At 73.3% G+C, this 25,729-nt stretch carries 21 protein-coding genes; 3 read left to right on the forward strand and 18 right to left on the reverse strand.

What is annotated here, in order from left to right; all coding sequences use genetic code 11:
- Positions 1-243: 243 nt before the first annotated feature.
- The 12 genes from ACQEVJ_RS30565 to mraZ all read right to left on the reverse strand — a co-directional run bounded on the left by ACQEVJ_RS30565 (position 244) and on the right by mraZ (position 15,517).
- Complete coding sequence (locus ACQEVJ_RS30565; protein WP_433106997.1) at positions 244-915, reverse strand: cell division protein FtsQ/DivIB; 672 nt, start codon at positions 913-915, stop codon at positions 244-246.
- A gap of 31 nt (positions 916-946) precedes the next feature.
- Complete coding sequence (murC, locus tag ACQEVJ_RS30570) at positions 947-2,371, reverse strand: UDP-N-acetylmuramate--L-alanine ligase (protein ID WP_433106999.1); 1,425 nt, start codon at positions 2,369-2,371, stop codon at positions 947-949.
- Entirely contained in the window at positions 2,368-3,447 is a 1,080-nt protein-coding gene (murG, locus tag ACQEVJ_RS30575) for an undecaprenyldiphospho-muramoylpentapeptide beta-N-acetylglucosaminyltransferase (protein ID WP_433107001.1), read from the reverse strand. Before murG ends, murC begins: the two co-directional genes overlap by 4 nt.
- A 1-nt stretch (position 3,448) precedes the next feature.
- On the reverse strand, positions 3,449-4,876 hold the full coding sequence (gene ftsW / locus ACQEVJ_RS30580; RefSeq protein WP_433107003.1) for a putative lipid II flippase FtsW: 1,428 nt from the start codon (positions 4,874-4,876) through the stop codon (positions 3,449-3,451).
- The gene (gene murD, locus ACQEVJ_RS30585) at positions 4,873-6,249 is read right to left on the reverse strand and encodes a UDP-N-acetylmuramoyl-L-alanine--D-glutamate ligase (RefSeq protein ID WP_433107005.1); all 1,377 of its coding nucleotides are present in this window, start codon (positions 6,247-6,249) and stop codon (positions 4,873-4,875) included. Before murD ends, ftsW begins: the two co-directional genes overlap by 4 nt.
- Complete coding sequence (mraY, locus tag ACQEVJ_RS30590; protein ID WP_433107007.1) at positions 6,231-7,307, reverse strand: phospho-N-acetylmuramoyl-pentapeptide-transferase; 1,077 nt, start codon at positions 7,305-7,307, stop codon at positions 6,231-6,233. Before mraY ends, murD begins: the two co-directional genes overlap by 19 nt.
- Positions 7,304-8,671 (reverse strand): UDP-N-acetylmuramoyl-tripeptide--D-alanyl-D-alanine ligase, encoded by a 1,368-nt coding sequence (locus ACQEVJ_RS30595; RefSeq protein WP_433107009.1) that lies wholly within the window; start codon positions 8,669-8,671, stop codon positions 7,304-7,306. The genes mraY and ACQEVJ_RS30595 overlap by 4 nt, the downstream gene beginning before the upstream one ends.
- 63 nt (positions 8,672-8,734) lie before the next feature.
- Positions 8,735-10,306 carry a UDP-N-acetylmuramoyl-L-alanyl-D-glutamate--2,6-diaminopimelate ligase gene (locus ACQEVJ_RS30600; protein ID WP_433113058.1) on the reverse strand — a complete coding sequence of 524 codons (1,572 nt, stop codon included), beginning with the start codon at positions 10,304-10,306 and terminating at the stop codon, positions 8,735-8,737.
- 94 nt (positions 10,307-10,400) lie between these two features.
- Positions 10,401-12,131, reverse strand: coding sequence for a peptidoglycan D,D-transpeptidase FtsI family protein (locus tag ACQEVJ_RS30605; RefSeq protein ID WP_433107011.1), 1,731 nt, complete (start codon positions 12,129-12,131; stop codon positions 10,401-10,403).
- Between the two features lie 854 nt (positions 12,132-12,985).
- Positions 12,986-13,882, reverse strand: a complete 897-nt coding sequence (locus ACQEVJ_RS30610) for a hypothetical protein (protein WP_433107013.1) — start codon at positions 13,880-13,882, stop codon at positions 12,986-12,988.
- Complete coding sequence (gene rsmH / locus ACQEVJ_RS30615) at positions 13,879-14,802, reverse strand: 16S rRNA (cytosine(1402)-N(4))-methyltransferase RsmH (RefSeq protein WP_433107015.1); 924 nt, start codon at positions 14,800-14,802, stop codon at positions 13,879-13,881. The genes ACQEVJ_RS30610 and rsmH overlap by 4 nt, the downstream gene beginning before the upstream one ends.
- A gap of 283 nt (positions 14,803-15,085) precedes the next feature.
- Positions 15,086-15,517 carry a division/cell wall cluster transcriptional repressor MraZ gene (mraZ, locus tag ACQEVJ_RS30620; protein ID WP_079318531.1) on the reverse strand — a complete coding sequence of 144 codons (432 nt, stop codon included), beginning with the start codon at positions 15,515-15,517 and terminating at the stop codon, positions 15,086-15,088.
- Positions 15,518-16,008: 491 nt separating this feature from the next.
- Between mraZ and ACQEVJ_RS30625 the strand changes: the two genes are divergently transcribed.
- The 3 genes from ACQEVJ_RS30625 to ACQEVJ_RS30635 all read left to right on the forward strand — a co-directional run bounded on the left by ACQEVJ_RS30625 (position 16,009) and on the right by ACQEVJ_RS30635 (position 20,770).
- Positions 16,009-16,989: an AAA family ATPase gene (locus ACQEVJ_RS30625; RefSeq protein WP_433107017.1), complete on the forward strand. Its 981-nt coding sequence runs from the start codon at positions 16,009-16,011 to the stop codon at positions 16,987-16,989.
- 62 nt (positions 16,990-17,051) lie between these two features.
- Entirely contained in the window at positions 17,052-18,293 is a 1,242-nt protein-coding gene (locus ACQEVJ_RS30630; RefSeq protein ID WP_433107019.1) for a DUF58 domain-containing protein, read from the forward strand.
- Positions 18,294-18,328: 35 nt separating this feature from the next.
- Positions 18,329-20,770: a transglutaminase TgpA family protein gene (locus ACQEVJ_RS30635; RefSeq protein WP_433107021.1), complete on the forward strand. Its 2,442-nt coding sequence runs from the start codon at positions 18,329-18,331 to the stop codon at positions 20,768-20,770.
- 161 nt (positions 20,771-20,931) lie between these two features.
- Here ACQEVJ_RS30635 and ACQEVJ_RS30640 read toward each other — a convergent pair whose 3' ends face one another.
- The 6 genes from ACQEVJ_RS30640 to ACQEVJ_RS30665 form a co-directional block, all read right to left on the reverse strand.
- Positions 20,932-21,309, reverse strand: coding sequence for a DUF3040 domain-containing protein (locus ACQEVJ_RS30640; protein WP_433107023.1), 378 nt, complete (start codon positions 21,307-21,309; stop codon positions 20,932-20,934).
- A gap of 147 nt (positions 21,310-21,456) precedes the next feature.
- Positions 21,457-22,701 (reverse strand): DNA polymerase IV, encoded by a 1,245-nt coding sequence (locus tag ACQEVJ_RS30645; RefSeq protein ID WP_433107025.1) that lies wholly within the window; start codon positions 22,699-22,701, stop codon positions 21,457-21,459.
- Positions 22,702-22,743: 42 nt separating this feature from the next.
- Entirely contained in the window at positions 22,744-23,466 is a 723-nt protein-coding gene (locus tag ACQEVJ_RS30650) for a methyltransferase domain-containing protein (RefSeq protein WP_433107027.1), read from the reverse strand.
- A 77-nt stretch (positions 23,467-23,543) separates the two neighbouring features.
- Positions 23,544-23,954: a transcription antitermination factor NusB gene (nusB, locus tag ACQEVJ_RS30655; RefSeq protein ID WP_433107028.1), complete on the reverse strand. Its 411-nt coding sequence runs from the start codon at positions 23,952-23,954 to the stop codon at positions 23,544-23,546.
- Between the two features lies 1 nt (position 23,955).
- Complete coding sequence (gene efp / locus ACQEVJ_RS30660) at positions 23,956-24,516, reverse strand: elongation factor P (protein WP_433107030.1); 561 nt, start codon at positions 24,514-24,516, stop codon at positions 23,956-23,958.
- Positions 24,517-24,541: 25 nt separating this feature from the next.
- Positions 24,542-25,687, reverse strand: coding sequence for an aminopeptidase P family protein (locus tag ACQEVJ_RS30665; RefSeq protein ID WP_433107032.1), 1,146 nt, complete (start codon positions 25,685-25,687; stop codon positions 24,542-24,544).
- Positions 25,688-25,729: the final 42 nt, after the last annotated feature.

The following is a 25,729-nucleotide window of genomic DNA, read 5'->3' on the forward strand; positions in this document are numbered from 1 at the left end:
AGGGGCCTTTCCGCTCGTTTGCGTTTCATGCGGGCAGGGCCCGCCGTCTTCTGAACTCTCAACCTCAAGTTGAGGTTTAGCGTTATGTCAACCTGAGGATTGATACGGACAGTAGGGTTGTGCGTCCCCCAGGGTCAACTAACCGCGCCGCAAGGCCGTCCGGCGTGTCGCGTGCTGTCCTATTCGCAGGATGCCCTGCTGAAAGGCGGTCCCGGATCACGCGTCCACGGCCCGTGAGATATCTCACCTGACCGTCACCACCTGCGGCGAGCTGACATCGTAGCTGGTTCCCGGCTTGGCGAGGGCGGCGAGCAGGACACGTCCCTTCTGCGCCGAGCGCCCCGCGTCCCCCCACACGACCGTGCGGCCGTCCGTGAGTTTGAGCGTGATCGACCGGGGCGAGGGGACGCGCAGCTCCCGCAGGCGCTGCAGGACGCTCTCCGGCAGCGCCCGCAGCACGGTGAGCCCGGCCCTGGTGGCGGGGTCGTCCACGGCGGCCCGCTGGACGCGCAGCACCGGCAGCCGGGGCGGGGCCACGGTCACCTGCTGCAGGACGACCCCGTACCGGTCGATCACCGCGGTCGTCACGCCCATGGGCACGGCTGCGGCGGGAACGCGCTCGACCACGCTGATGCGCAGCGTCCCCGGCCAGCCGCGGTCGACGGTGGCCGACTCGACCGCGCGCATCGCCCGCACCCGCCGTTCGACATCGGCGAGGTCCACGGTGGCGAGCGGCGTGCCGGTACGCACCCCCGCGGCCTGCCGCAGCTGCTCGGCGGGGATCCGGCTGTTGCCGGCGATCTCGACCTCCCGCACGCCGAGGACGGGCGAGAAGAACACCACCCACGTGGCGACGCCCACCACCCCGCCGGTCAGCAGGGTGGCGAGGGCCGAACGCCAGACGGCCCGCCTCACCGCTCCCCCACGCTCCGGATCACGGCCCGGGTCACTGGGCGGACAGCTCCGTGACGATCTTCGGGCCGAGCTCCGTCACGTCTCCCGCGCCCATCGTCAGCACGATGTCCCCGGTGCGGGCCCGGCCGGCGACGAGCGCCGGCACGGCCTGCCGGTCGGGCGCGTAGACGACCCGCTCGGCGGGAAGCGGGATCTTCCCCGCGACGAGCGCGCCGGAGACCCCGGGCTCGGGGTCCTCGCGCGCGCCGTAGACGTCCAGCACGATCACCTCGTCGGCGAGGCCGAGCGCCGCGCCGAACTCGTCGGCGAAGAACCGGGTGCGCGAGTACAGGTGCGGCTGGAAGACCGCGATGACCCGGCCGTCGCCGGTCACGACGTCGCGGGCGGCACGCAGGTCCGCGGTCAGCTCGGTCGGGTGGTGGGCGTAGCTGTCGAAGACCGTCACGCCCGCGGCCTCGCCCTTGGACTCGAACCGCCGCTTGGCCCCGGTGAAGGCGGCCAGGCCCTCCTTGACGTCGTCGAAGCGCAGGCCGAGGTGGAGCGCCACGGCGATCACCGCGGTGGCGTTGAGCGCGTTGTGCCGGCCCGGCACGGCGAGGCGCACCTCGCCGCGTCCCGGACCCCCGGGCGCGGCGGGGCCGAGCTCCACCGCGAACTCCACGCCGAGACCGCGCGGCACCACGTCGGTCGTGCGCAGGTCGGCGCCGGCGCTCTCGCCGTACGTGACGACGGCGAGGCCCCGCTCGCGCGCGATGGGCACGAGGGCGGCGGCGCCCGGGTCGTCGGCGCACACCACGAGCAGCGACCCGATCCGCTCGACGAAGCGGGCGAAACTGTCGTAGACAGCCTGGGGATCGCCATAGTTGTCGAGGTGGTCGGCCTCGACGTTGGTCACCACGGCGATGCGCGGCGCGAGCATGAGGAACGAGCCGTCGCTCTCGTCGGCCTCCGCCACGAACACCTCGCCCGCGCCGTCGTCGGCGCCGAGCCCGGTCGTCACGAGCTGCCCGCCGACGCAGTACGACGGGTCCTCGCCGCACTTCTGCAACGCCACGGTCATCATCGAGGTGGTCGTGGTCTTGCCGTGCGTGCCGGCGACGGCGATGCCGGTGCGGCCGGTCATGACCGAGGCCAGCGCGGCGGCACGCGGGATCACCCGCAGGTTCTGCCGCAGCGCCTCCCCCAGCTCGGGGTTGGAGTCACGGATGGCGGTGGACACCACGACCGTGTCCACGTCCTTGATGTGAGAGCCGGCGTGGCCGACGTGGATGACGGCGCCCAGCTCGCGCAGCTCGGCCAGCAGCTCGGAGGGGCGCGCGTCGCTGCCCGACACCGGCACGCCCCGCTTGAGCAGGATCCGGGCGATGCCGGACATCCCGGCGCCACCGATGCCGATGAAGTGCACCCGCCCCAGGTCGGCTGCCGGGACGGGATCCACGAGCTTGACGAGACTCATCGGTGAGCGATCTCCAGCACCTTGCGGGCGAGCGCCATGTCGGCGTCCTTGCGGCCCATCCGCGATGCGGCCTCGGACATCGCGACCACGCGCTCGGGGTCGTTCAGGATCGGCAGCAGCGTCTGGACGATCCAGGCGGCCGACAGGTTCGCGTCGTCGACCATCAGGCCGCCCCCGGCCCGCACGATGGGCTCGGCGTTGAGACGCTGCTCGCCGTTGCCGTGCGGCAGCGGCACGAACGCCGCGGGCAGCCCCACGGCGGTGAGCTCGGCGCAGGTCATGGCGCCCGCGCGGGACAGCACGAGGTCCGCGGCGGCGTAGGCGAGGTCCATCCGGTCGACGTACGGCAGGATGACGTACTGCGGGTCGCCCGGCGGGGGCTCCACCTCGACGGTGTTCTTGGGCCCGATCACGTGCAGCACCTGGACTCCCGCCGCCCGCAGGTAGGGCGCGGCCTCCAGCGCAGCCTGGTTGACCGAGCGGGCGCCCTGCGAGCCGCCGAACACGAGCAGCGTCACCCGGTCGGACTCCAGCCCGAAGTAGGACCGCGCCTTGTCGCCCATCGACAGGCGGTCCATCATGCTGATCTCGCGGCGCAGCGGGATGCCGATGTACTCGGCGTTCGGGAGCACGGCGTCCGGGTGGCCGGTGAAGACGTGCTCGGTGAGACGGGCGCCGAGCCGGTTGGCCAGGCCGGGCCGCGGGTTGGCCTCGTGGACCACGATCGGCACGCCGCGCCGCCGGGCGCCGAGGTAGCCGGGCGTGGCGACGTACCCGCCGAAGCCGACCAGGACGTCCGCGCCTACCTTGTCGAGGATGCCCGCGGAGCTGCCGATGGCCCCGGCGAGGCGGCCGGGCACGGTGAGGAGCTTAGGGCTGAGCGAGCGGGGCAGCGGCACGGCAGGCACGAGTTCGAGCTCGTAGCCCCGGGCGGGCACCAGGCGGGTCTCCAGGCCGCGCTCGGTGCCGAGGCAGGTGATGCCGATCCTCGGGTCGAGCCGGCGAAGCGCGTCGGCCAGCGCGAGCGCCGGCTCGATATGGCCGGCCGTCCCGCCGCCGGCGAGGACCACCCTCATGTCACTCCCTGTGTTCTCGCGGATGTTCTCGCGGATGTTCTCGCGGTTCTTCTCGCGGATGTTTCCGCGTCCGTTCCCCCGTCGTTCCGTTTCGTGCGGCCTGCTGCCGGGCCGGTGCCCGCGAGGCCGCGGGCCGCCGCCCGGCGCGGCCGTTCAGGCCAAGCCAGCTTAGAGCCCGCGCGACCGGTCCCGGGCCACGGGTCGCCAGCGCCTCGGCCGCGCCGGGCTCCTGCTTGGCGAACGACAGCAGCATCCCGAGCGCGGCGAGCGTCGGCAGCAACGCCGATCCGCCGTACGACACCAGGGGCAGCGGGATGCCGGTGACCGGGAAGACCCCGATGACCGCGCCGATGTTGACGACGGCCTGCCCGGCGATCCAGGCGGTGACGGCGGCGGCCGACAGCCGGATGAAGGGGTCATTCGTCCGGATGGCGATACGCAGCCCGGCGTACCCGAGCAGACCGAACAGCGCGACCACCACGAGCGTCCCCATCAGCCCGAGCTCCTCGCCCAGGATGGAGAAGATGAAGTCGCTCTCCGCGTGCGGAACGTAGTTCCACTTCTGCCGGCCGGCGCCGAGCCCGAGGCCGAACCAGCCGCCGGAACCGATCGCCATCAGCCCCTGGGCGGACTGGAACCCCTCGTCCTGCGCGGTCTCCCACACGTGCATGAAGCCGGTGAGGCGGCCGAGCCGGTACGGCTCGACGATGATCATAGTGGCGGTCGCCAGCGCGAGCAGCGCGAGGATCCCGCCGAACAGCCGCACCGGCGCGCCGACCACCCACAGCAGCGCCAGGAAGATCATCATGAGCACGAGCGTCGTGCCGAGGTCGCGCCCGAGCATGACCAGGACGGCCAGCAGGGCCACGCCGGGCATCAGCGGGATCAGCAGCTGACGCCACTCGATGCGGCCGACGCGCGCCCGCGTCGCGAGCAGGTCGGCGCCCCACAGCACCAGGGCCAGCTTCGCCGGCTCCGACGGCTGGACCGAGAACGGGCCGATGACGATCCACCGCTGGGCTCCCAGCAGCTCCTGGCCGAGGAAGATGACCATCAGCAGGCCGAGGATCGACAGGCCCATCAGCGGATAGCCGGCCAGGCGGAAAAACCGCTGCGGCAACCGGGAGCAGACCCACATCAGGGGGAGCCCGATCGCCACCGACGTGACCTGCTTGAGGAACCAGTAGAACGGGTCGCCGGTCCGCTGCAGCGCCTCGATGCTCGACGCCGACAGCACCATCATCAGCCCGAGCGCCAGCAGCAGCGCGCTGCAGCCGAGCACCAGGTGGTAGGAGGTCAGCGGGCGGGCGAGCAGCTCGCGCACGGCGGCGAGCTGGGCGCCTGCCCAGCCGACGGGCTCGGGCCCCTGACGCTCCGCCTTCCGCGCGGTCGCGGCACCGGCGGCGGGGCCGGTCGCCGGGCCCGTCACCGGGCCGCCAGCCGCCGCACGGCTCGGGCGAAGGCCTCCCCACGCGCTCCGTATCCGGCGAACATGTCCAGTGACGCCCCTGCGGGGGCGAGCAGCACGGTGTCACCCGGGGTGGCGAGCCGGGCGGCTTCGGCGACGACACGGTCCATGACCCCAGTGTCTTGCCCGGGCACGTCCACGACGGGGACATTCGCGGCGTGTCGCGCCAATGCGCTGTGGATCACGTCCCTGTCGGTCCCCAGCAGCACCGCGCCGCGCAGCCGGGGCGCGGCCTGCCGTACGAGGTCGTCGACCTCGGCGCCCTTGAGCTGACCGCCCGCGATCCACACGATCGACTCGTAGGCGGCCAGCGACGCGGCGGCCGCGTGCGGGTTGGTGGCCTTGGAGTCGTCCACGTAGTCGACCTCGCCGACCCGGGCCACGTGCGCGATCCGGTGCGGGTCGGGCGTGAACTCCCGCAGGCCGCGCCGTACGGCCTCGGGCGGCACGCCGTAGGCACGGGCCAGCGCAGCGGCGGCGAGCGCGTTGGCGACGTTGTGCGGCGCGAACGGCCGCACGTCGGCGAGGCAGGCCAGCTCCTCAGCCGAGGTCGCCGGGTCGGCCACGAAGGCCCGGTCGACCAGCAGGTCCTCCACGACCCCCAACTGCCCGGGCCGGGGCACGGCGAGCGTGAAGCCCACCCGCGAGGCGTACGGCTCGGCCAGGCGGGACGACCAGGCGTCGTCGGCGTTGTAGACCACCGTCCCCGCTCCCGCGAAGACGCGCGCCTTGGCCGCGGCGTACTCCTCCATCGAGCCGTGCCAGTCGATGTGGTCGGGTGCCACGTTGAGCACGGCCGCCCCGAGCGGGGCCAGGGTCGAGGACCAGTGGAGCTGGAAGCTCGACAGCTCCACGGCCAGCACGTCGTAGGGCCCGTCCACGGCCTCCACGATCGGGACGCCGACGTTGCCCACGGCCAGGGCCTTGTGCCCGGCGGCGGACAGCATGGATGCGAGCATGCGGACGGCGGTGGTCTTGCCGTTGGTGCCGGTCAGCGCCAGCCAGGGGGCCGCGGACTCCGCCCGCAGCCGCCAGGCCAGCTCGACCTCCCCGATGACCTCGACGCCCGCGTCCGCGGCGGCGACGAGCAGCGGGTGGGCAGGACGCCAGCCCGGCGAGGTGACCAGGAGCGAGGTCCCGGCGGGCAGGGCCGGCTCGCCGAAGCGCACCTCCACGCCCAGCTCGGCGAGCTCGGCGGCCGACGCGCGCTGCCGCTCGCCGTCCGCGGCCTCCAGCACGGTCACGCGCTTGCCGCGCGCCGCCAGGGCCCGCGCCGCGGCGGCGCCCGACACGCCGAGGCCGGCGACGACGACGTTCACTGTTTCGGCATCCATTCGAGGTAGAACAGTCCGAGACCGGCGGCGACGCACAACGCGGCGATCAGCCAGAAGCGCACCACGATCGTCGTCTCGGCCCAGCCCGACAGCTCGAAGTGGTGCTGGAGGGGTGCCATCCGGAACACGCGTCTGCGGGTCAGCTTGAAGGATCCGACCTGGATGATCACCGACATCGTGATGATCGCGAACAGGCCGCCCAGGATGACGAGCAGGAGCTGGGTCCGGGTGGTGAAGGCCAGGCCGGCGATCACGCCGCCGAGGGCGAGCGAGCCGGTGTCACCCATGAAGATCTTGGCGGGCGGGGCGTTCCACCACAGGAAGCCCAGACAGGCGCCCAGCACCGCCGCAGCGACCACCGCCAGGTCGAGTGGATCTCGCACCCAGTAGCAGTTGGGGCCGAAGCCGACCGTCGTGCAGCTGTTGCGCAGCTGCCAGTTGCCGATCAGCACGTACGCCGCGAGGACCAGGCAGGTGGCGCCGGAGGCCAGGCCGTCGAGACCGTCGGTCAGGTTCACCGCGTTAGAGAAGCCCACGATGAAGAACACGACCCAGATCATGAACCCGATCAGCCCGATCGACGGTCCGATGTCCCGCAGGAACGACACCCGCGTCTCCGCGGGGGTCACGGCGTAGGCGTTGGGGAACCGCAGGACGAGCACCGCGAAGATCGCGCCGATGACGAGCTGCCCGCCCGCCTTGGCGCCGCTGCGCAGGCCGAGGCTCCGCTGCTTGTAGATCTTGATGAAGTCGTCGAGGAAGCCGACCGCGCCGAGGCCCGTCATCAGGAACAGCACCAGCAGTCCCGAGGCCGTCGGGGGGTCGCTGACCGCCGAGAAGACGGTCACCCCGTGGGCCACGAAATAGCCGATCAGCGACGCGATGACGATCACCGTGCCGCCCATCGTGGGAGTGCCCTTCTTGTCGTAGTGTCCCGACGGGCCCTCCTCCCGGATGTTCTGGCCGTAGCCCCTGCGGGCGAACAGGCGGATGGCCAGCGGCGTGCCGACCATGGACAGAATCAGCGAGATCGCCCCCGCGATGAGGATGTTCCTCATCGGGCGTCACCTCCGAGGATCGCGTCGGCGACCCGCTCGAGTCCGGCCGCACGCGGCCCTTTCACCAGCACCACGTCGCCCGGCGCGAGCCGGTCCGACAACTCCCGCGCCGCCGCCGCGGCGTCCGGGACGTGGATCGCGCCGGGCGCGCCCCGGAGCACCGGCCCGGCGTCCTCCCCCACGACGACGACCGCCTCCAGGCCCGCGCCCGCGGCCAGCCGCCCGAGGTCCTCGTTCAGCGCCGGGCCGTCCTCGCCCAGTTCGCGCAGCGCGGCGATCACCGCGAACCGCCGCCGCCCCTCCCCCATCACCGCCAGGCTGCCGAAGGCGGCCCGCATGGAGTCGGGGTTGGCGTTGTAGGCGTCGTTGATCACGGTCACGCCGTCGGGCCGCTCGGTGACCTCCATCCGCCAGCGGCTGCGCGGCTCGGCCGCCGACAGCTCCTCGGCGATGGCGGCCACCGGCAGCCCCAGCTCGTGCGAGGCCGCCGCCGCGGCGAGGGCGTTCTCCACCGTGTGCGTGCCGTACAGGCGCAGCCGGACCGGGGCGGCGCCGGACGGCGTGCGCAGCGTGAACGAGGCGCGGCCGGTCGCGTCGACCGTCTCGTCCTCCGCCCGCACGTGCGCCTCCGGCGAGCGCCCGAAGTAGGTGACCCGCGCACTCGTACGGCCGGCCATCGCGCGCACCAGCGGGTCGTCGGCGTTGAGCACGGCGACCCCGTCGGCGGGCAGCGCCTCGACGAGCTCGCCCTTGGCCTGCGCGATCGCCTCCTTGCCGCCGAACTCCCCGAGGTGCGCGGTGCCGACGTTGAGCACGACGCCGATGCGGGGCGGGGCGATCCTCGCGAGGTAGGCGATGTGGCCGATGCTGCGCGCGCTCAGCTCAAGGACCAGGAACCGGGTGGCCTCGTCGGCCTTGAGCACGGTCAGCGGGTGGCCGATCTCGTTGTTGTACGAGCCGACGGGGGCGACCGTGGGGCCGAGCCGGGCGGCGAGACCGGCCAGCAGGTCCTTGGTCGTGGTCTTGCCCGCGGATCCGGTCACGCCGACCACGGCCGTGCCGGGCAGCTCCGACAGCACGGCGGTGGCCAGCGAGGCCAGGGCCGCGAGCGGATCACCCACGATCACAGCCGGAGCATCGACGGGCCGGGTGGCGAGGACGGCGACGGCGCCGGCGTCGCGGGCCTGCCGGGCGAAGTCGTGCCCGTCGGCCCGCTCACCCTTGATCGCCACGAACAGCGAGCCCGGTCCGGCCGCCCGTGAATCGATCACGACGGGGCCCCGGACCACGGCTGCCGGGTCGGCCGCCCCGTTCAGCGTTCCGGACGTGATCTCGGCGACCCGGGCCAGCGGCAACGGGATCATGGTGTCTTTCCTGCTCTCTTTCGCGTCGCTAACTCGGCCGCCAGGGCACGGCCCGGCATCGGCTCACGCATCGGCGGCCTTCCGCGCCGCCCGCCGCGCCCGGCTCCGCTCGGCGATGGCCGCAGCGGCCACCTCGCGGTCGTCGAAGGGAATGACCTCGCCCCCGACGTACTGCCCCTGCTCGTGTCCTTTGCCGGCCACAACTACCACATCTCCGGGCGTGGCACCGCCGACGGCCAGACGGATGGCGGCCGCCCGGTCCGGCTCCACGACCACGTGGGCCCGCTCCTGGATGGGTACCCGCAACGCGCCCTCCAGCATCGCGCCGAGGATCGCGAGCGGGTCCTCCGTCCGAGGGTTGTCGCTGGTGAACACGGCCAGGTCGGCGAGGCGGACGGCGGCCTCGCCCATCATCGGGCGCTTGCCGCGGTCGCGGTCGCCGCCGCAGCCCAGCACGATCACCAGGCGGCCTCCCGGCCCGTCGTCCAGCACGGCGCGCAGCGAGCGCAGGACCGACTCCACCGCGCCCGGCTTGTGCGCGTAGTCCACGATCACCTGGACGTCGTCCGCGCCCGGCACCCGCTCCATCCGGCCCGGCACGCCGGCGAACTCGCCGACGCCGGTCACGGCGGCCTGCAGCGGGACCCCGGCCTCCACCAGCGCCACCAGCGCGCCGAGCGTGTTGGCCACGTTGAACGGGCCGGGCAGGGCCACCGACACCTCGGCCTCGACCCCGCCGGGACCGACCAGGCGGAACGCGCTGCCCGCCGCGCCGAGACGCACCTCCTCGGCGCGCCAGTCGGCCTCCGGCGCCCCGGTGGCGGAGAACGTGGTGATCGGGATCTTGGCCGTGGCGGCCAGCTCCCTTCCGTGGGCGTCGTCGATGTTGACCACGCCCGCCCGGCTGAACTCGGGGGTGAACAGGCGCGCCTTGGCCGCGAAGTAGTCGTCCAGGTCGCGGTGGAAGTCCAGGTGGTCCTGGGAGAGGTTGGTGAAGATCGACACGTCGTAGAACAGGCCGTCCACGCGGCCGAGGGCCAGGGCGTGGCTGGAGACCTCCATGGCCGCCGCGCTCACGCCCCGCTCGCGCATCAGCGCGAACAGCCCCTGCAGGTCGGTCGCCTCAGGAGTGGTGAGCTCGGGGGTGAACCGCACGTCGCCCGCGCGGATCTCCACGCCGCCGACCAGGCCGGTGCGGTGGCCCGCCGCCCGCAGGCCGGCCTCAAGCAGGAACGTCGAGGTGGACTTGCCGCTGGTGCCGGTGACGCCGATGAGCGAGATGCCGGCCGCCGGCTTGCCGTACACCCAGGCGGCGACCTGTCCGAGCACCGCCCTCGGGTCGGGCACGACGAGCACCGGCAGCCCGGTGGCGACGGCCCGGTCGCGGCCCTCCTCGTCGGTCAGGATCGCCGTCGCGCCGGAGGCCAGGGCGTCGCCGGCGAACTCCGCGCCGTGCCGGGCCTTGCCGGGCGCGGCCACGTACAGGTCGCCGCGCCGCACCCGGCGCGAGTCGAGGGTGATGCCGGTGACCGTGCCGCGGACCGCCCGCGCTCCGGGGGACGGGACGGCCGACGACGTGCCGAGCAGGGACGCCAGCGCGGACAGCGGACGGGCCTGGGCGGTCTCGGGACGCATGGACGACGGGGAACGCACGGCGAGAGCGTACCCCCCTCCGCCGCTCACCCCGGCCACTCCGGCCCCGGCCGCTCCGGCTCCGGTCACGCCGCCGTCACTCCGACGGGCGAAGGACCATCGTGGGCGCCTTCGTGCCGGTCGGGGGGATCTTCCTGTTCTTCAACGCGAAAGTCATGACGTCCTTGAACACCGGGGCGGCGACGGCGCCGCCGTAGTGGCCTTTCTTCGGGTCCTGGATGACCGCCAGGGCCATCAGCCGGGGCTGGTCCGCGGGGGTGAAGCCGACGAACGTGGCGGTGTACCCGCAGTATCCCGCGCACTTCTCGTCGTACCGCATGGCGGTGCCGGTCTTGCCCGCGACGCGGTAGCCCTCGATCGAGGCCTCCTCTCCCGTGCCCTCGCGGCCCACCGCGGCCTCCAGCATCAGCGCGATCTGCCTGGCGGTGGTCTCGCCGATCACCCGTGCGCCCTTGGCCGCGGGGCTGGGGACGAACGCGCCGTGCGCGTCGGTGGTGCCCGCCACGATCGAGGGGGCCATCCGCACTCCGCCGTTGGCGATCGTCTGGTAGACGCTGGCCATCTGCAGCGCGGTGACCGAGATGCCCTGGCCGTAGGCGATCGTACAGCGCTGGCTGCCCGACCACGTCTGCCACTGCGGCAGCAGGCCGGCCTGCTCTCCGGGGACCCCCGACCCGCTGCGCGCGCCGAATCCGAAGGACCGGAACATGTCATACAGCCGCTCACTGGAGATCTTGTCGGATACCATGATCGTGCCGACGTTGCTCGACTCGGCGAGGATCCCGGTGAACGTCAGCGGCTCGGCCTTGTGCGGGTGGGCGTCCCTGAGCTGCCGGTCGGCGCACTGGATGTGGTCGGGCACGCGGAAGACGGTGTCGGGGGTGACCGCGCCCGCCTCCATCGCCGCCGCTGCCGTGATCACCTTGTTGGTGCTGCCCGGCTCGAACACCTCGGACGCCGCGCGGTTGGCGCGGTCTTCGGCCGGGGCCGACTGCCAGTCGTTGAGGTCGGCCTGGGGCGCGTTCGCCATGGCGAGGATCTGGCCGGTCCGTACGTCCATGACGATCACGCTGCCGCTGCGCGCCCCCGTCGCGCGGACCTGCCGGGCCAGCGACTGCTCCGCGGCCCACTGGATGTCCCTGTCGATGGTCAGGCGCACGTCCCGTCCGGGCACCGGCGCCTCGCGCTGGCTGCGCGTCATCGGGATGCGCTGCCGGTTCGCGCCGAGCTCGACGCTCTGCTTGCCGTCCTTGCCCGCCAGGATGTCGTCGTACGCGCTCTCCAGGCCCTCCAGGCCCCTGCCGTCGACGCCGACGAAGCCGAGCAGGCCGCCCGCGAGCGAGCCTCCGGGGTAGAGGCGGCGGTAGGTCTCCTTCATGCCCACGCCCTTGAGCTCGAAGCCCATGATGCGCTTGGCCCTCGGCGGCTCGATGTCTCGGGCCAGCGGGATGTACCGCTGGGTGGTCTTGGCCAGCGCGGCGGCGATCTCCTCCTTGGGCTTGTTCAGCTCCCGCGCCAGCGTGGTGGCGACCAGGTCGCGCTTGTCCGGGTCGACGTCCTTGGGGTCGACGTAGATCTCCCTGGCCTCGACCGTCACGGCGAGGTCGTGGCCGCCGGCGTCGGTGATCGAGCCGCGCCGCGCCGGCAGCGTCTCGGGCCGTACGCGCTGCTCCGCGGCCCTCGCCTGGAGCACCTTGGAGTCGAAGCCCTGGAGCTGAACCAGCCGGCCGGCGAACAGCGACAGCACGATCGCCATCACCACCAGCGCCGCCCTCAGCCGCCGGGAGGGGTTGCCCAGCCGGAGCACGGCGGGCGGACGCGGCGGGCCCGGCGGACCCGAAGAACGCTGCGGACCCGGCGAGCGCTGCGGACCCGGCGAGCGCTGCGGACCCGGCGCACGCTGGGGGCGCGGCGGGACGCCTCCGGCACGGGGACGGCCCGCGCCGGTCGCGCCGGGTGCTCCCGGTGCGGAGGGCCGCGGCGCGCCGGTCCTGCCCGGGGCTCCTGCCTTCGCCGAAGCGCCGTCTCCGGGGGCATTAGGTGTCCCCTGGGCACCGGGCCTGCCGGGAGCGCCGGTCCTCCCGGAAGCGCCGGACTTTCCTGAAGCGGCGGACCTTCCGGAGGCGCCGGACTTTCCAGGGGCGCCGGACTTTCCAGGGGCGCCGGACTTTCCAGGGCCGGCGGAACGCCCCTCGCCGGGGGCCGGGTGCTGCGCGACGACGCGGCGCGGGCCGCCGCCGGGCACGCCGGACTCGCCCCTTCGCGTCGTGCCTGCGGGTGGGGCGGGTGTGCGCGGCGCGGACCGGCGTTTCCCGGGAGACTCGCCGGTGCGGCCGTTCCTGGCGTCGTCACGCCCGGCCGCCGCGTCGCGTGCGCCGTCCGGCCTACCGCCGTCCGCCCGGCCGCCGCCCTGCCTGCCGCCGCCCTGCCTGCCGCCGCCTTCCGGGGCACCGCCGGCCCGGCCGCGCCTGGCCGGGCCGCCCGCGGCGTCGTCAGGTCCGGGATCGGACGGCCTGGCGGGGCGGCCGGGCCTCGGCGGCCCGTCCTGCCGGGACGGCCGCCCCGGCGAGCCCGGGCTCCTCCTGTCACCGCCCGGGCCCTGGCCACCGCCTCGCCCGCTTGGACCGCCGCGGCCGGGACCCGGGTTCCGGCCGCTGTCTCTCACCGGTCCGTGCCCTCCTTCTGGGCCTGCTCCTGCGCCGCCGCGCCGCCGCCCGCGTCGATGAACTTCGGCGCGGACGTGTCGGGTTCGAGGTTCTGCGCCGCGGCCTGCTCCTGCACCGCGTTCGGCTGCGTCCACTGGCGGAGCTGGTTCTCCTGCTCCGCGGCCTGCTCGTGCAACTCGTCGATGCTCGACTGCAGGTCGCTCAGCCTGAACGAGTCCTGCGAGAGGACCACGTTCAGCAGCAGGAGGGTCACCAGGCCGCCGCACATGAGGCCCACGACGAGCAGCACGAACGGCGCACGCGGCGGCCGCCGGAACGCCCGCCGCGCCATTGTGACACGCGGGGGCGCCGCCGGCCGGGTTTCCGCGCTGCCGCGCCGGACGCGCCGCGGAGCGGGCACGACCTCGGTGAGGCTCCGGGCCTCGCGGGACGGCGCGGGGCGGGTGGCCGTGCGGGACGTGGCCGTTCGGGATGTGGTCGTGCGGGACGTGGCCGTGCCGGAAGTGGCGGGGGTGGAAGTCGCAGGGGCGGCCGTACGCGTCCGGGCGCCGTCGCGTTTCGGGGCCGTGACGGATCCCGCGGACGCCGCCGGCGCGCCACCCGGACGGGCGGCCGCAGCCGCCTCACCCCGGCGCGCGTCCGTGCGAGCCTTCCGGGGAGCCGGGGCCGCCTCACGACGGGGACGGCCGTCCGCGCCCGGCCGGGGAGCCGGGACGGCCTCGCGCGAGCGGTCGTCGCCCGCGGTGGGCGCGCCGGGGCGGACGCGGCGCTTCTCCGGAGCGGCGCCTGCCTCGCCCGCCGTCGCGGCGGTCCGGCCCGGCGTGCGGCCGGGCACGCGGGGCGGCACGGCCGTGCGCCCGGCCGCCCTCCTGCTCTCCTGCTCTGTCCTCATCCCTCGCGGATCCTCTCTGCCGCCCGCATGCGGGCCGAGGCCGCCCGCGGGTTGCGGGCCACCTCCTCGTCGTCCGGGAGCTCCGCTCCCCTCGTCAGAAGGCGGAACCTGGGCTGGTGAGCCTCCAGGGGGACGGGCAGCCCGGGGGGGCTGGTGTCCTTGGTTCGCGCCGCGAGGACCCGCTTGGTGAGCCGGTCCTCCAGGGAGTGGTAGGCGAGCACGACCACGCGCCCGCCCAGCGCCAGCGCGCCGAGCGCGGCGGGGAGCGCGCGCTCGAGCGCCGACAGCTCTCCGTTCACCTCGATGCGCAGCGCCTGGAACGTTCTCTTCGCCGGGTTGCCCCCGGTCCGCCTCGTGGCGGCGGGTATCGCCGCGCGGACGAGGTCGGCAAGCCGTTTCGTGCTGGTGATGGGGTCCTTGGCGCGCTCCTTGACGATGAGGTTCGCGACGCGTGCCGCGAAGCGTTCCTCGCCGTAGTCGCGCAGGATGCGGATGAGGTCCGCGGCGGAGTACGTGTTCACCACGCGCTCGGCGGTGAGCTCCTGCTCGCGGTCCATCCGCATGTCGAGGGGGGCGTCGTACGAATAGGCGAAACCGCGCTCGGCCTCGTCGAGCTGAGGGGAGGACACGCCGAGGTCGAACAGCGCGGCGTTCACGCGGGGCCGTCCGGCGTCACGGAGCACGTCGGCCAGTTCGTCGGAGACGGCGCGCACCAGAGTGATCCGGTCCGCGTACGGCGCGAGCCGGGCGGTGGAGCGCTCGATGGCGGTGGGGTCGCGGTCGATGCCGACGAGGTGGAGGGAGGGGTGGGCGGCCAGGAGCGCCTCGGCGTGCCCGCCGAGACCGAGGTTGGCGTCCACGGCCACCGGCTCCGGTCCGGACAACGCCGGAGCGAGCAACTCCAGCACGCGATCGAGCATGACCGGAACGTGACCACCCGGCTGACCGGGCTCTTGCGACAACGCTTCCAACCCCCATTTACGCCGCAGTACTCGCGGATTCGCGGCTGTGCCGCCGGTGACTACCCAACGGACCCCCACCCATGCCGGTTCCCGGGGAACCGACCCGTCCGGCCAGGTCCCCATCCGCGTCGCCGGCCGTGGCGTCTGACACCGGGGAAGGTGCATCAGCTGCCACATGGGAGCGGGTGGAGACCTCGCCGAACGTCACCGACGGGTCAATTGATCAAAAGAATGGACCGATCTACAGAATCCCGGGCAGCACCTCCTCCGACAGATCAGAGAATGCCTGCTCCTGGGCCTCCAGGTAGGTGTCCCATGCCTGGGCGTCCCAGATCTCCAGCCGCGTGTTGGCGCCGATCACGACGCAGTCACGTTCCAGCCCGGCGTATCGCCGCAGCGTCTGGGGAATCGTGATGCGTCCCTGCTTGTCGGGCACCTCGTCGGACGCGCTGGCGAAGAAGACACGGCTGTAGTCGCGGACCGCCTTCGCCGTCACCGGCGCGGTACGCAGGGCCTCGGTGATGCGCTGGAACTCCTCTACGGGGAAGACGTAGAGGCAGCGCTCCTGGCCTTTGGTGATCACCAGACCCTCCGCCAGCTCCTCGCGATACTTCGCCGGCAGGAACAGCCGTCCTTTGTCGTCGAGGCGCGGGTGGTGGGTGCCGAGGAACACCGGACCCACCTCCTGTGCCTTGTGGAGCGCTCAAGCGCTATAGCCCCTGCCCTCCACTGCGCACCACCATACTCCACTTCTCCCCACCGTCAACTGATTCCGAGCGCGTCGGCATTCAAAATCGGCGGCGTTTCCGCAGGTGAAATGGGGTGGGTCGGAGTGGGGCGCCGCGGCGCCCCCCGGCCCTCGCACGGGCGTGTCGGCGCCCCGGAAACCACGGCGCGTACGGGGTTCCCGGCGGCGGGCGGGGGCCGGTGGAGGAAACCGGTGGGGGGAAGTGGAGCGCGCCGGGGCGCCCCGGGGTTCATGTGTCACGGGATTCGGACGAGCGCGCCACGCGACCGTGAAGAGATGCCACAACACTGTGGGCAGTTCACCCGGATTTCCGGACAAAGTCGCCGTAGAACCACATGGGACATAGGGTCAGTACACAGAATGGAAAAGGAACGTTTATCGCCCCATTCTCGGGGACGCACCTTCATGGAGGCCTGGTGGCAGTAACTCCCGACGTCACCGATGCTTCAGCTCGGCTCGAGGATCTGATCGACACCGCCCACCGGATCCGCAACTCGATCGAATCAGTGATCGAGGGCAAGAGCGACGTCGTCCGCCTCACTCTCACCGTGCTCCTGGCGGAGGGCCACCTGCTGATCGAGGACGTGCCCGGCGTGGGCAAGACGATGCTCGCCAAGGCGCTGGCGCGCTCCATCGACTGCCCGGTCAAGCGCGTCCAGTTCACCCCCGACCTGCTGCCGAGCGACATCACCGGGGTCAGCGCGTACAACCAGCAGACGCGCGAGTTCGAGTTCAAGCCCGGACCGGTCTTCGCCAACATCGTCGTCGGCGACGAGATCAACCGCGCCTCCCCCAAGACGCAGTCCGCCCTCCTGGAGTGCATGGAGGAGCACCAGGTCACGGTCGACGGCGTGACCTACGCGCTGGAGTCGCCGTTCATGGTGATCGCGACGCAGAACCCGATCGAGATGGAGGGCACCTATCCCCTCCCCGAGGCGCAGCGCGACCGCTTCACCGCCAAGATCGCGATGGGGTATCCGGAGCCGGTCGCCGAGCTGGAGATGCTCGACGTGCACGGCGCTTCCCAGCCGCTGGACAAGATGGAGCCGGTCGCGAACACGGCCGAGGTGGCCGCGCTGATCGAGGCCGTCCGCGCCGTCTACGTCTCCCAGCCGGTCAAGCGCTACGCCGTCGACATCGTGGCGGCCACCAGGAACTCCCCCGACCTGCGGCTGGGCGCCTCCCCGCGGGCCACCCTCCATCTGGTGCGCAGCGCGCGGGCCCACGCCGCGATGTCCGGCCGCGACTACGTGATCCCGGACGACCTGCAGGACCTGGCCGTCCCCGTGCTGGCCCACCGCCTGCTGCCGAGCCTGGAGGCGCAGGGGCAGCGCCGCCATCCCGAACAGCTCGTCGGCGAGCTGGTGCGGCGCGTCCCCGTCCCCGACGCCAAGTAGCGGACGCGAGTGAGCCGGGCACGCGCCCGGCGATGTGACAGTGAGCAAGTGACGGAGGGCCCATGATCGGGCTGAAGGCTCTGACCCCGCGGGGACGCTCGTTCCTCGCCTCCGGCGTGGCGGCCCTGCTGTGCGCCCTCGTCCTCGGGGAGCAGGACCTGCTGCGCGTGGCCGTGCTGATCATCGCGATGCCGTTGATCGCGTCGATGGTCGTGGCGCGCACGCGCTACCGTCTGGCCTCCGCCAGGCGGCTCAGCCCGGCGCGGGTGCAGGCCGGCGAGGAGAGCACGGTCACCCTGCGGCTGGAGAACGTCACCCGGCTGCCCACCGGGCTGCTGCTGGTGGAGGACACCCTGCAGTACGCGCTGGGCACGCGGCCGAGGTTCGTCCTCGACCGGATGGAGTCGCGCGGAGTCCGGGAGATCGACTACAAGGTGAGCTCGGACCTGCGCGGGCGCTTCCCGATCGGGCCGCTCTCGGTGCGGATCGCCGACCCGTTCGGGCTGGTCGAGCTGACCCGCTCGTTCACCATCACCGACACACTCGTGGTCACCCCCGAGGTGGTGCCGCTGCCGCCGGTGCGCCTGTCGGGCGAGCACAGCGGCGGCGGCGACAGCCGTACGCGGTCGGTCGCGGCGGCGGGCGACGACGACGTGGCACCCCGCGAGTACCGCCAGGGCGACGACCTGCGCCGGGTCCACTGGCGCTCGACCGCGCGGCACGGCGAGCTGATGGTCAGGCGCGAGGAGCAGGAGTTGCAGAGCCGGGGCGCGCTGCTGCTCGACACCCGCAGGCACGCCCACCGGGGCGAGGGGCCGCGCTCGTCGTTCGAGGTCGCGGTCTCGGCCGCCGCGTCCATCGGCGTGCACCTGTCCGCGGAGGGGCTCGCCCTGCGCCTGGTCACCGACCAGGGCGCGCGGCACGTGGTGGACACCGGCCAGTCGTGGTCGCTGCTCGACACGCTCGCCGTCATCCGGCAGAGCACGGCGCGCTCGCTGGAGCACGGCGTCGGCGCGCTGCGGCAGGGCGGCGGGGACGGGCTGATCATCGCGGTCCTCGGGGCGCTCGACCCGGAGGAGGTCCGCGCGCTCGCCCAGCTCAGGCGCCCGGGCGTGACCGCCGTCGCGGTCCTGCTCGACCTCGCGTCCTGGGACGGCGCCTCCTGGGACGACGTCGCCGCGGAGAACGCGCGGGCGGCGCGGTCGGTGCTGACCGGCAGCGGGTGGCGGGTGCTCGACCTGCCCGCCGGCGCCTCGCTCGCCGACGTGTGGCCGCAGGCCGGAAACAAGAGGAGCGCGGCCTGAACCGGCCGCTCCGGCGTGACGGAAGGTAAGAAGCGATGAAACTGCCGGTTGCGGCGGGGCTGGCCACGGCGGCCGTCACGATCACGCTCTACCCGCTCTTCGAGGGCGGATCCTGGTTCTGGTCCTGCGTGGGGGCGATCCTCGTCACCACCGTGGCCGGGGTGGTGGCCTCCCGCCTGGGCGCCCGCCCGTGGGTGGCGCCCGCCGTGACACCCGTGGCGGTCCTGCTCTACCTGACGTTCGTCTTCACGCCGGAGGAGGCGTGGCTGCGGATTGTCCCTACCAAAGACTCGCTCGTCCGGCTCGCCGAGCTGATCGGCTCCGGGTTCGACGACATCCAGCGGTACGCAGCCCCGGTGCCGGACAACCCCGGCATCACGCTGCTCACCACGGCGGGCGTGGCGCTGATCGCCCTGCTCGTGGACGTCTTCGCGGTGCGGCTACGCCGGGCGGCGCTGGCCGGGCTGCCGCTGCTCGCCCTGTTCACCGTGCCCGCGGCGGTGGTCACCGACCCGATCGGGTGGATCGCGTTCGTCATCGCGGCGTTCGGCTACATCGGCCTGCTCGTCGCCGACGGGCGGGAGCGGCTGAGCCGCTGGGGCCGGGTCGTGGTGGTGCGCCGTTCCTCGGGCCCCGCGCGCGGCGCCGCCCCCGACACCGAGCGGCTCGCCCTGTCCGGCAAGCGCATCGGCGTGACGGCGATCGCGCTGGCGGTCCTGGTGCCCGCGGTGCTGCCGGCGCTCTCCCCCGATCCGCTGTTCGGCTTCGGCGTGGGCAACGGCCTGGGCGGGGGCGGCGGCAACATCGGCATCCCCGACGCCATCGCCAAGCTCGGCGGCCAGCTCAGGCAGCAGAGCAACGCGACCGTGCTCACCTACACCAGCAGCGACAACGTGCCGCGCTACCTGCGGATCTACTCGCTCGACATCTTCGACGGGACGAAGTGGACGCTCGCCCCGCTGCGGGGGCTCGTGGAGGACCGCGTGTCGGAGGGGCCGCTGCCGCCCGCTCCCGGGCTCCGTCCCGGGGTGTCGGTGAAGCGGGCCGAGATGCGGGTCACGATGAGCGATGACATCGACAAGCTCAACTTCCTGCCGCTGCCGTACCCGGCCCGGCAGGTGGACGTGGACGGCGACTGGCGCGCCGACCGGTCCTCGCTCATGGTCTTCTCCACCGCCGACGAGGCGGCCGGGCTGGAGTATCGAGTGGTGACCGAGGAGCCCGAGCCCACCACGACCGAGCTGCGGACGGCGGTGACGCTCCCGGAAAGCGACCGCTATCTGCAGCTGCCCGACGGGCTCGACCCCCGGGTGGCCGCCCTCGCGCGCCGGGTCACCGCCGACGCCGCCACGCCGTACGAGGCCGCGGTCGAACTGCAGGAGTGGTTCACCCGGGCCGGCCGGTTCACCTACGACGTGCGCGCGTCCGGCTCGGGCGCGCAGGCGCTGTCCCGCTTCCTGCTTCGCGACCGCACCGGCTACTGCGAGCAGTTCGCTGGGGCGATGGCCGTGATGGCGCGTCTGCTCAACATCCCGGCGCGGGTGTCGATCGGCTACACGGGCGGCACCAAGATCGACGATGTGTGGGCGGTCCGCACCCACGACGCCCACGCGTGGCCGGAGCTGTTCTTCGACGGCATCGGCTGGCTGCGGTTCGAGCCCACCCCCGCCGGGGCCGCCGGGCAGGGCACGGCCCAGGTGCCGACGTACTCGCTGCCCGTCACGCCGACGGCCGATCCCTCGGCGGGCCCGTCCGACGGGCCGTCGTCGGATGAGCAGGACGACGCCGGCCAGAGCGCCGGGCCGGCCCGGCCGAACCCGCGCCAGCTCGACCGCGACCTCGACGGCACGGCCATCGCGGCCGACCCCGGCACGCCCGCGGCGGTCAAGATCGGGATCGGTGCCGCCGCCGCGCTCGCGCTGCTGTTGCTGCCCGCCGCCGCGCGGCTCGTGGTGCGCCGCCGGCGCCTTCGCCGGCTGACGCGGACGGCGACGGGAGGCCACGCGGCCTGGGCCGAGCTGCGCGACATGCTCACCGACCTGGGAATGGCCGGGGAGCCGAGCGAGACGCCGCGCGCGCTCGGCCGCCGGATCTCCGAGCGGTACGCGCCCGGGCCGCAGGCCGCCGAGTCGCTCGCCCGCGTCGTCACGTCCGAGGAGCGGCTCAGGTACGCTCCCACGCCCTCGGCGTCGGGACCCGTCCCGGCGGACCTGCGCCGGATCAGGCGCGATCTGGCGCCGAAAGCCTCACGGTGGCGGCGCCTGGGGGCCGTGCTGGCCCCGATGTCCGTCCTGCTGCGGGTGCGGGCGGCCGGCGAGGGCGCGCTCGACGTGTTCGACCGGCTGGAGGGACTGCGGCCCCGGCTCTGGCGGGCACGGCCCGGCGGGACGGCCGCGACGCCGGAGGGTCCCGGCGCGGCACCGGCCGGAGCCGGCGATTCCGGGAGGGAGCGGACCCTGACCGGCGCCCGCCGCTAATCGGTCGACCCCCGGCAGCCGGACGACGCGGGGCCGGGGCAGGCGGGGCGGCGCACGCGGCCGGCGAACGGCCGCAGGCGACGCGGGGGAAAAGCGCCGGTCGCCGCAGACGACTCGGTGGGCCCGCTTCGCGGGCCCACCGGCGGTGGCTCAGATGGGGATCAGTGCTCGTCGTGGCGGCGGCGCCAGCGCTCTTCCATGCGCTCCATGAAGCTCTGGCGCTGGGGGCGGCGGCCGCGGCTGCGGGACGGCGGGGAGTCACCGAACCCGTTCATGCGCTTCCAGCTCGACAGGCCCCACAGGCAGGTGGCCAGCATGACCACGAAGCCGGCGGCACCGAGCCAGATCTGGGCCGCGACGACGCCGACCATCAGCAGGACCACGCCGAGTGCGAAGCCTATGGAGGCCTTCACCAGGCGGCGCTTGTAGTGGCTGCGCGGATCGCTGATCCGTACGGTGTTCGCCCACTTCGGGTCCTCGGCATAGAGGGCCTGCTCGATCTGGTCGAGCAAGCGCTGCTCGTGCTCAGACAGCGGCACGGCGCCTCCCAAGGACGGCCCCATTCAGGGGAAGACGGCAACGGACGACACGGGGTGTCCGAACCTCGCGGTCGGTTATCCCCAGAATACGAGGCCTCAGACGTAGGCGAAAGAAAACGTCCAACGCGGTCCAAACCGGAGGTGACGTCATGGACCTATTGGACCAAACGGACGCCGAACAAGCGATGCCGGTTTCACCGCGTCCGGACCGAAGCGGCGGGCCGCCCGGTCCATGGCCTGTTCGGCCTCCCGCCAGCCGGTCTCCCGCTCCCCCAGGCCCAGCTGACGCGTCGCCGCGGCGGCCGGAATCAGGTTCTCCACGCGCACGCCGACCAGCCGCAGCCTCACCCGCTCCAGCCCGGCGGCTTCGTAGAGCTCGCATGATGTGTCGAAAATCTCCTTCGCGACGTCGGTCGCCTCGCGCAGCGTACGCGACCGGGTGATGGTCGTGAAGTCGGATCGGCGGAGTTTGACGCTGACCGTGCGGCCGACGTGCCCGCCGGAGCGCAGGCGCGCGGCGACCCGCTCCGACAGCCGCAGCAGCTCACGCCTGATCGTCTCGGGGTCGTCGACGTCGTGCGGGAACGTCTCCTCGTTGCCGATGCTCTTGTCGGGCGCGTGCGGCACCACCCGGCGCTCGTCGCGCCCCCAGGCCAGGGCCGCCAGGTGCGCGCCGACGGCGCCGAACTCGCGCTGGAGCGTCGTCACCGGCACCTGGGCCAAGTCCCCCACGGTGCGGATCCCGAGCCGTACGAGGGCCTGCTCGGTGCGCTCTCCCACGCCCCACAGGGCGGCGACGGGCAGCGGGTGCAGGAACTCCACGACCCGGTCGGCCGGGACAACGAGCAGGCCGTCCGGCTTGCACTGGCGCGAGGCGAGCTTGGCCACGAACTTCGTGCTCGCCACCCCCACCGAGCAGGTGATGCCGTATCGCTCGGCGACCTGGGCGCGGATCATCCGGGCGATGGCCGCGGGGCTGCCGAGCCTGCGGCGGGCCCCGCCGACGTCGAGGAACGCCTCGTCGGAGGCGATCGGCTCCACTTCCGGGGTGACCGCCTGGAAGAGCTCCATGACGCCGCGGGACACCTCGGCGTACTTGGCGTGGCGGGGCGGGATGACCGTGGCCTGCGGGCAGATGCGCCGGGCCCGTGTCATCGGCATCGCCGAGTGGACCCCGAACCTGCGGGCCTCGTAGGTGGCGCTGAGGACGACGCCGCGCGCGCCGGTGGCGCCGACGATGACCGGTGTGCCCCGCAGCTCCGGGCGGTCGAGCAGCTCGACGCTGGCGTAGAAGGCGTCCATGTCCACGTGCAGGATGGGGCAGCCGCTGTCGTCGACCGGACCGTCCGGCGGTGGCGACGGATCCCGAGGCAGCAGCTGGTTCCGGGACATGAGGTCACCCTACCCGACCATCGCACTATCCGAACATTGTTTCTACTCGCGGTAGGCGATGACGTGGATCTGGGTGGCGACGTCGCGGAGCACGGGATGGGTCGCCGCCGCCCGCTCCAGCGCGACGAGGCCGTCGGGGTCACTCTCGGCGAGCATGCCGGGGACGAGGTCGGCGAAGATCCGCACGCCGTGCACCTCGCCGACGGTGAACCCGGCACCGGCCAGCAGCGCGCTCAGCGTCTCGCGGGAGAAGCGGCGCGGCGTGGCGTCGCGGTCGCCCCAGCGGCCCGCCGGGTCCGACAGCACCCGGCGCGCCTCGTCGAAGTGGCCGGCCAGCGAGCGGTGGACGGCCGCGGCGACCGAGTTGGCGGCAAGCACGCTCACCACGCCGCCCGGCCGCAGGATGCCGCCGACCGCGGCCAGCGCGCCCGCCGGGTCCTCGACGTACTCCAGCACGCTGTGGCACAGCACCAGGTCGGCGCTGCCGGGCTCCAGGAGGTCGCCGAGGTCGGCGGCGTCGCCCTGCAGGCCCTTCACGCCGACGCCCGTCTCGGCGGCGCGGCGCTCCAGCGCGGCCAGCGAGTCGGGGGTCGGGTCGACCACGGTCACGGCGTGTCCGAGCGTGGCCAGCGGCACGGCGAAACCGCCCGTGCCGCCGCCGGCGTCCACGATGTCGAGCGTGTCGCGCCCGGTGGCGGCCGTCCGCTCGGCCAGGAGCGCGCGCAGCGCCTCCCAGACGACGGCGCGGCGTGTGGCGTCACGCACTTGCGGCCTCCCTGTCGGGCCTCTCGGAGCCGCCGGCCTCTCGGAGCTGTGGGGCTGCCGGGCCGAGGGCTGTGGGGTCAGAGCGAAAGCGAGGGCTTGAGCTGCTTGAAGCGGGCCAGCAGTCCGTTGACGAACTGCGGCGACTCGTCGGTCGACAGCTCCGCGACCAGATGCACCCACTCGCTGATGACCACGCCCTCCGGAACCTCCTCCGACCACAGCATCTCGTAGGTCCCACCGCGCAGGACGTTGCGGTCCACGGCCGGCATGCGCTCCAGGGTCCAGCCCTCGGCGTACGTCGAGATCAGCTCGTCGATGCGCTCCAGGTGCCGGACCACGCCCTCGACGAGGAAGGACGTGTACTCGTTGACCGGCGGGTCCGCCCGCTCCACCCGCTCGGCGAGCACGCTGAGCGGGCTCACCTGCCGGGCCTCGGCCTCGAAGAGGATGTCCAGCGCGCGGCGGCGGGCCTTCCCCCGAGCCGACACGTCAGGCCCGACCGAGGTACTCGCCGGTGCGAGTGTCGACCTTGACCTTCTCGCCGGTCGTGATGAAGAGCGGGACCTTGATCTCGGCGCCGGTCTCCAGGGTGGCGGGCTTGGTGCCGCCGGTGGAGCGGTCGCCCTGCAGGCCCGGGTCGGTGTGCGAGATCGTCAGCTCCGCGGCCGCCGGGAGGTCGACGTACAGCGGGTTGCCCTCGTTGAAGGCGACGGTCGCGGTCGTGTTCTCCAGCATGTAGTTGGCGGCGGTGCCCACCACCTCGCGCGGGACGTTGACCATGTCGTAGGTCTCGGTGTCCATGAACACGAAGTCGTCGCCGTCGAGGTAGGAGTACTGCATGTCCCGCTTGTCGACGTTCGCCACGTCGACCTTCACGCCGGCGTTGAAGGTCTTGTCGACGACCTTGCCGGACATGACGTTCTTGAGCTTGGTGCGGACGAACGCGCCGCCCTTACCCGGCTTGACGTGCTGGAACTCGACAACGGTCCACAGCTCCCCACCGTCGAGCTTGAGCACGAGTCCGTTCTTCAGGTCGTTCGTCGTCGCCACGTAGCGTCTCCCGCGTGCGGCTGCCCTACAGGACGAGCAGCTCCTTGGTCGTCAGTGTGAGAAGCTCCGGCCCGTCACCACGCGTCACAAGCGTGTCCTCGATGCGCACACCGCCCCTGCCCGGGAGATAGACCCCCGGCTCGACAGTGATCGGAACTCGATCCTCTAGTCTACCGGTCCTGCCAGGGCCCAGGAACGGCAGCTCGTGGATCTCCAGGCCGACTCCGTGGCCCAGCCCGTGGCCGAACCGCTCGGCGTGGCCCGCCTCCGCGATCACGTCACGCGCCGCGGCGTCCACCTCGTGCGCCGTCGCCCCCGGCCGTACGGCGTGGCGGCCCGCGCGCTGGGCCTGCCGTACGAGGTCGTAGAGGTCGCGCTGCCACGGGGCGGGCGGGCCCACCGCGACCGTGCGGGTCATGTCGGCGTGGTAGCCGTCGTAACGGGCGCCGAAATCCATGGTCACCAGGTCGCCCCGCTCGACCGGCCGGTCGGAGGGCGAGTGGTGCGGGATCGAGCCGTTGGGGCCGCTCGCCACGATGGAGTCGAAGGCCGGCTTGTCCGCGCCGAGCTCGACCATGGCGGCCTCCAGCCACCGGGCGATCTCCCGCTCGGTGACGCCGGGGGCGATGCGCTCCACGACCAGGGAGAACGCCTCGTCCGTGATCGCGCAGGCGCGCCGCAGCGCCGCGATCTCCCCCTCGTCCTTCACGGCCCTGACGGCCTCCACGAGACCGCCGACCGGACCGAGGCCGGCGTGCTCGGCGGACAGCCGCTGGAACAGCCCCACCGGCATGTGGTCCGCCTCCACCGCGACCCGCGCCGCGCCCGGCCCGCGCTTGAGCAGGGCGCCGGCGACGTCGCGGTCCTCGATCACCTCGACGCCCGCGCACACCGCCTGGGCCGTCTCCAGGTAGCGCGAGTCGGTGGCGAGCGCGGCCTCGCCCGTCGCGGTGACGAGCACGGCGGCGTTGGAGCTCGTCAGGCCGGTCAGGTAGCGCACGTTGACCGGCCAGGTGACGAGGGCCGCCGCCGCGTCGTGCTCGCGCAGCGCCCCGGCCAGCCGCGTGCGGCGCGCGGCGTGGATCGCCGCGGCCCCGGTATCAGTGGTCTCGGCGCCAGTGGTCCCGGTATCAGTGGTTTCGGTGGCGTGAGTCCCTGCTGTATCGGTCACGGACGGACTCTACCGCCGGGGCATTTCCTGGCGCCCCTCCCC

It is taken from the genome of Microbispora sp. CA-102843 (genome assembly GCF_050936215.1).
Taxonomy (GTDB): domain Bacteria; phylum Actinomycetota; class Actinomycetes; order Streptosporangiales; family Streptosporangiaceae; genus Microbispora.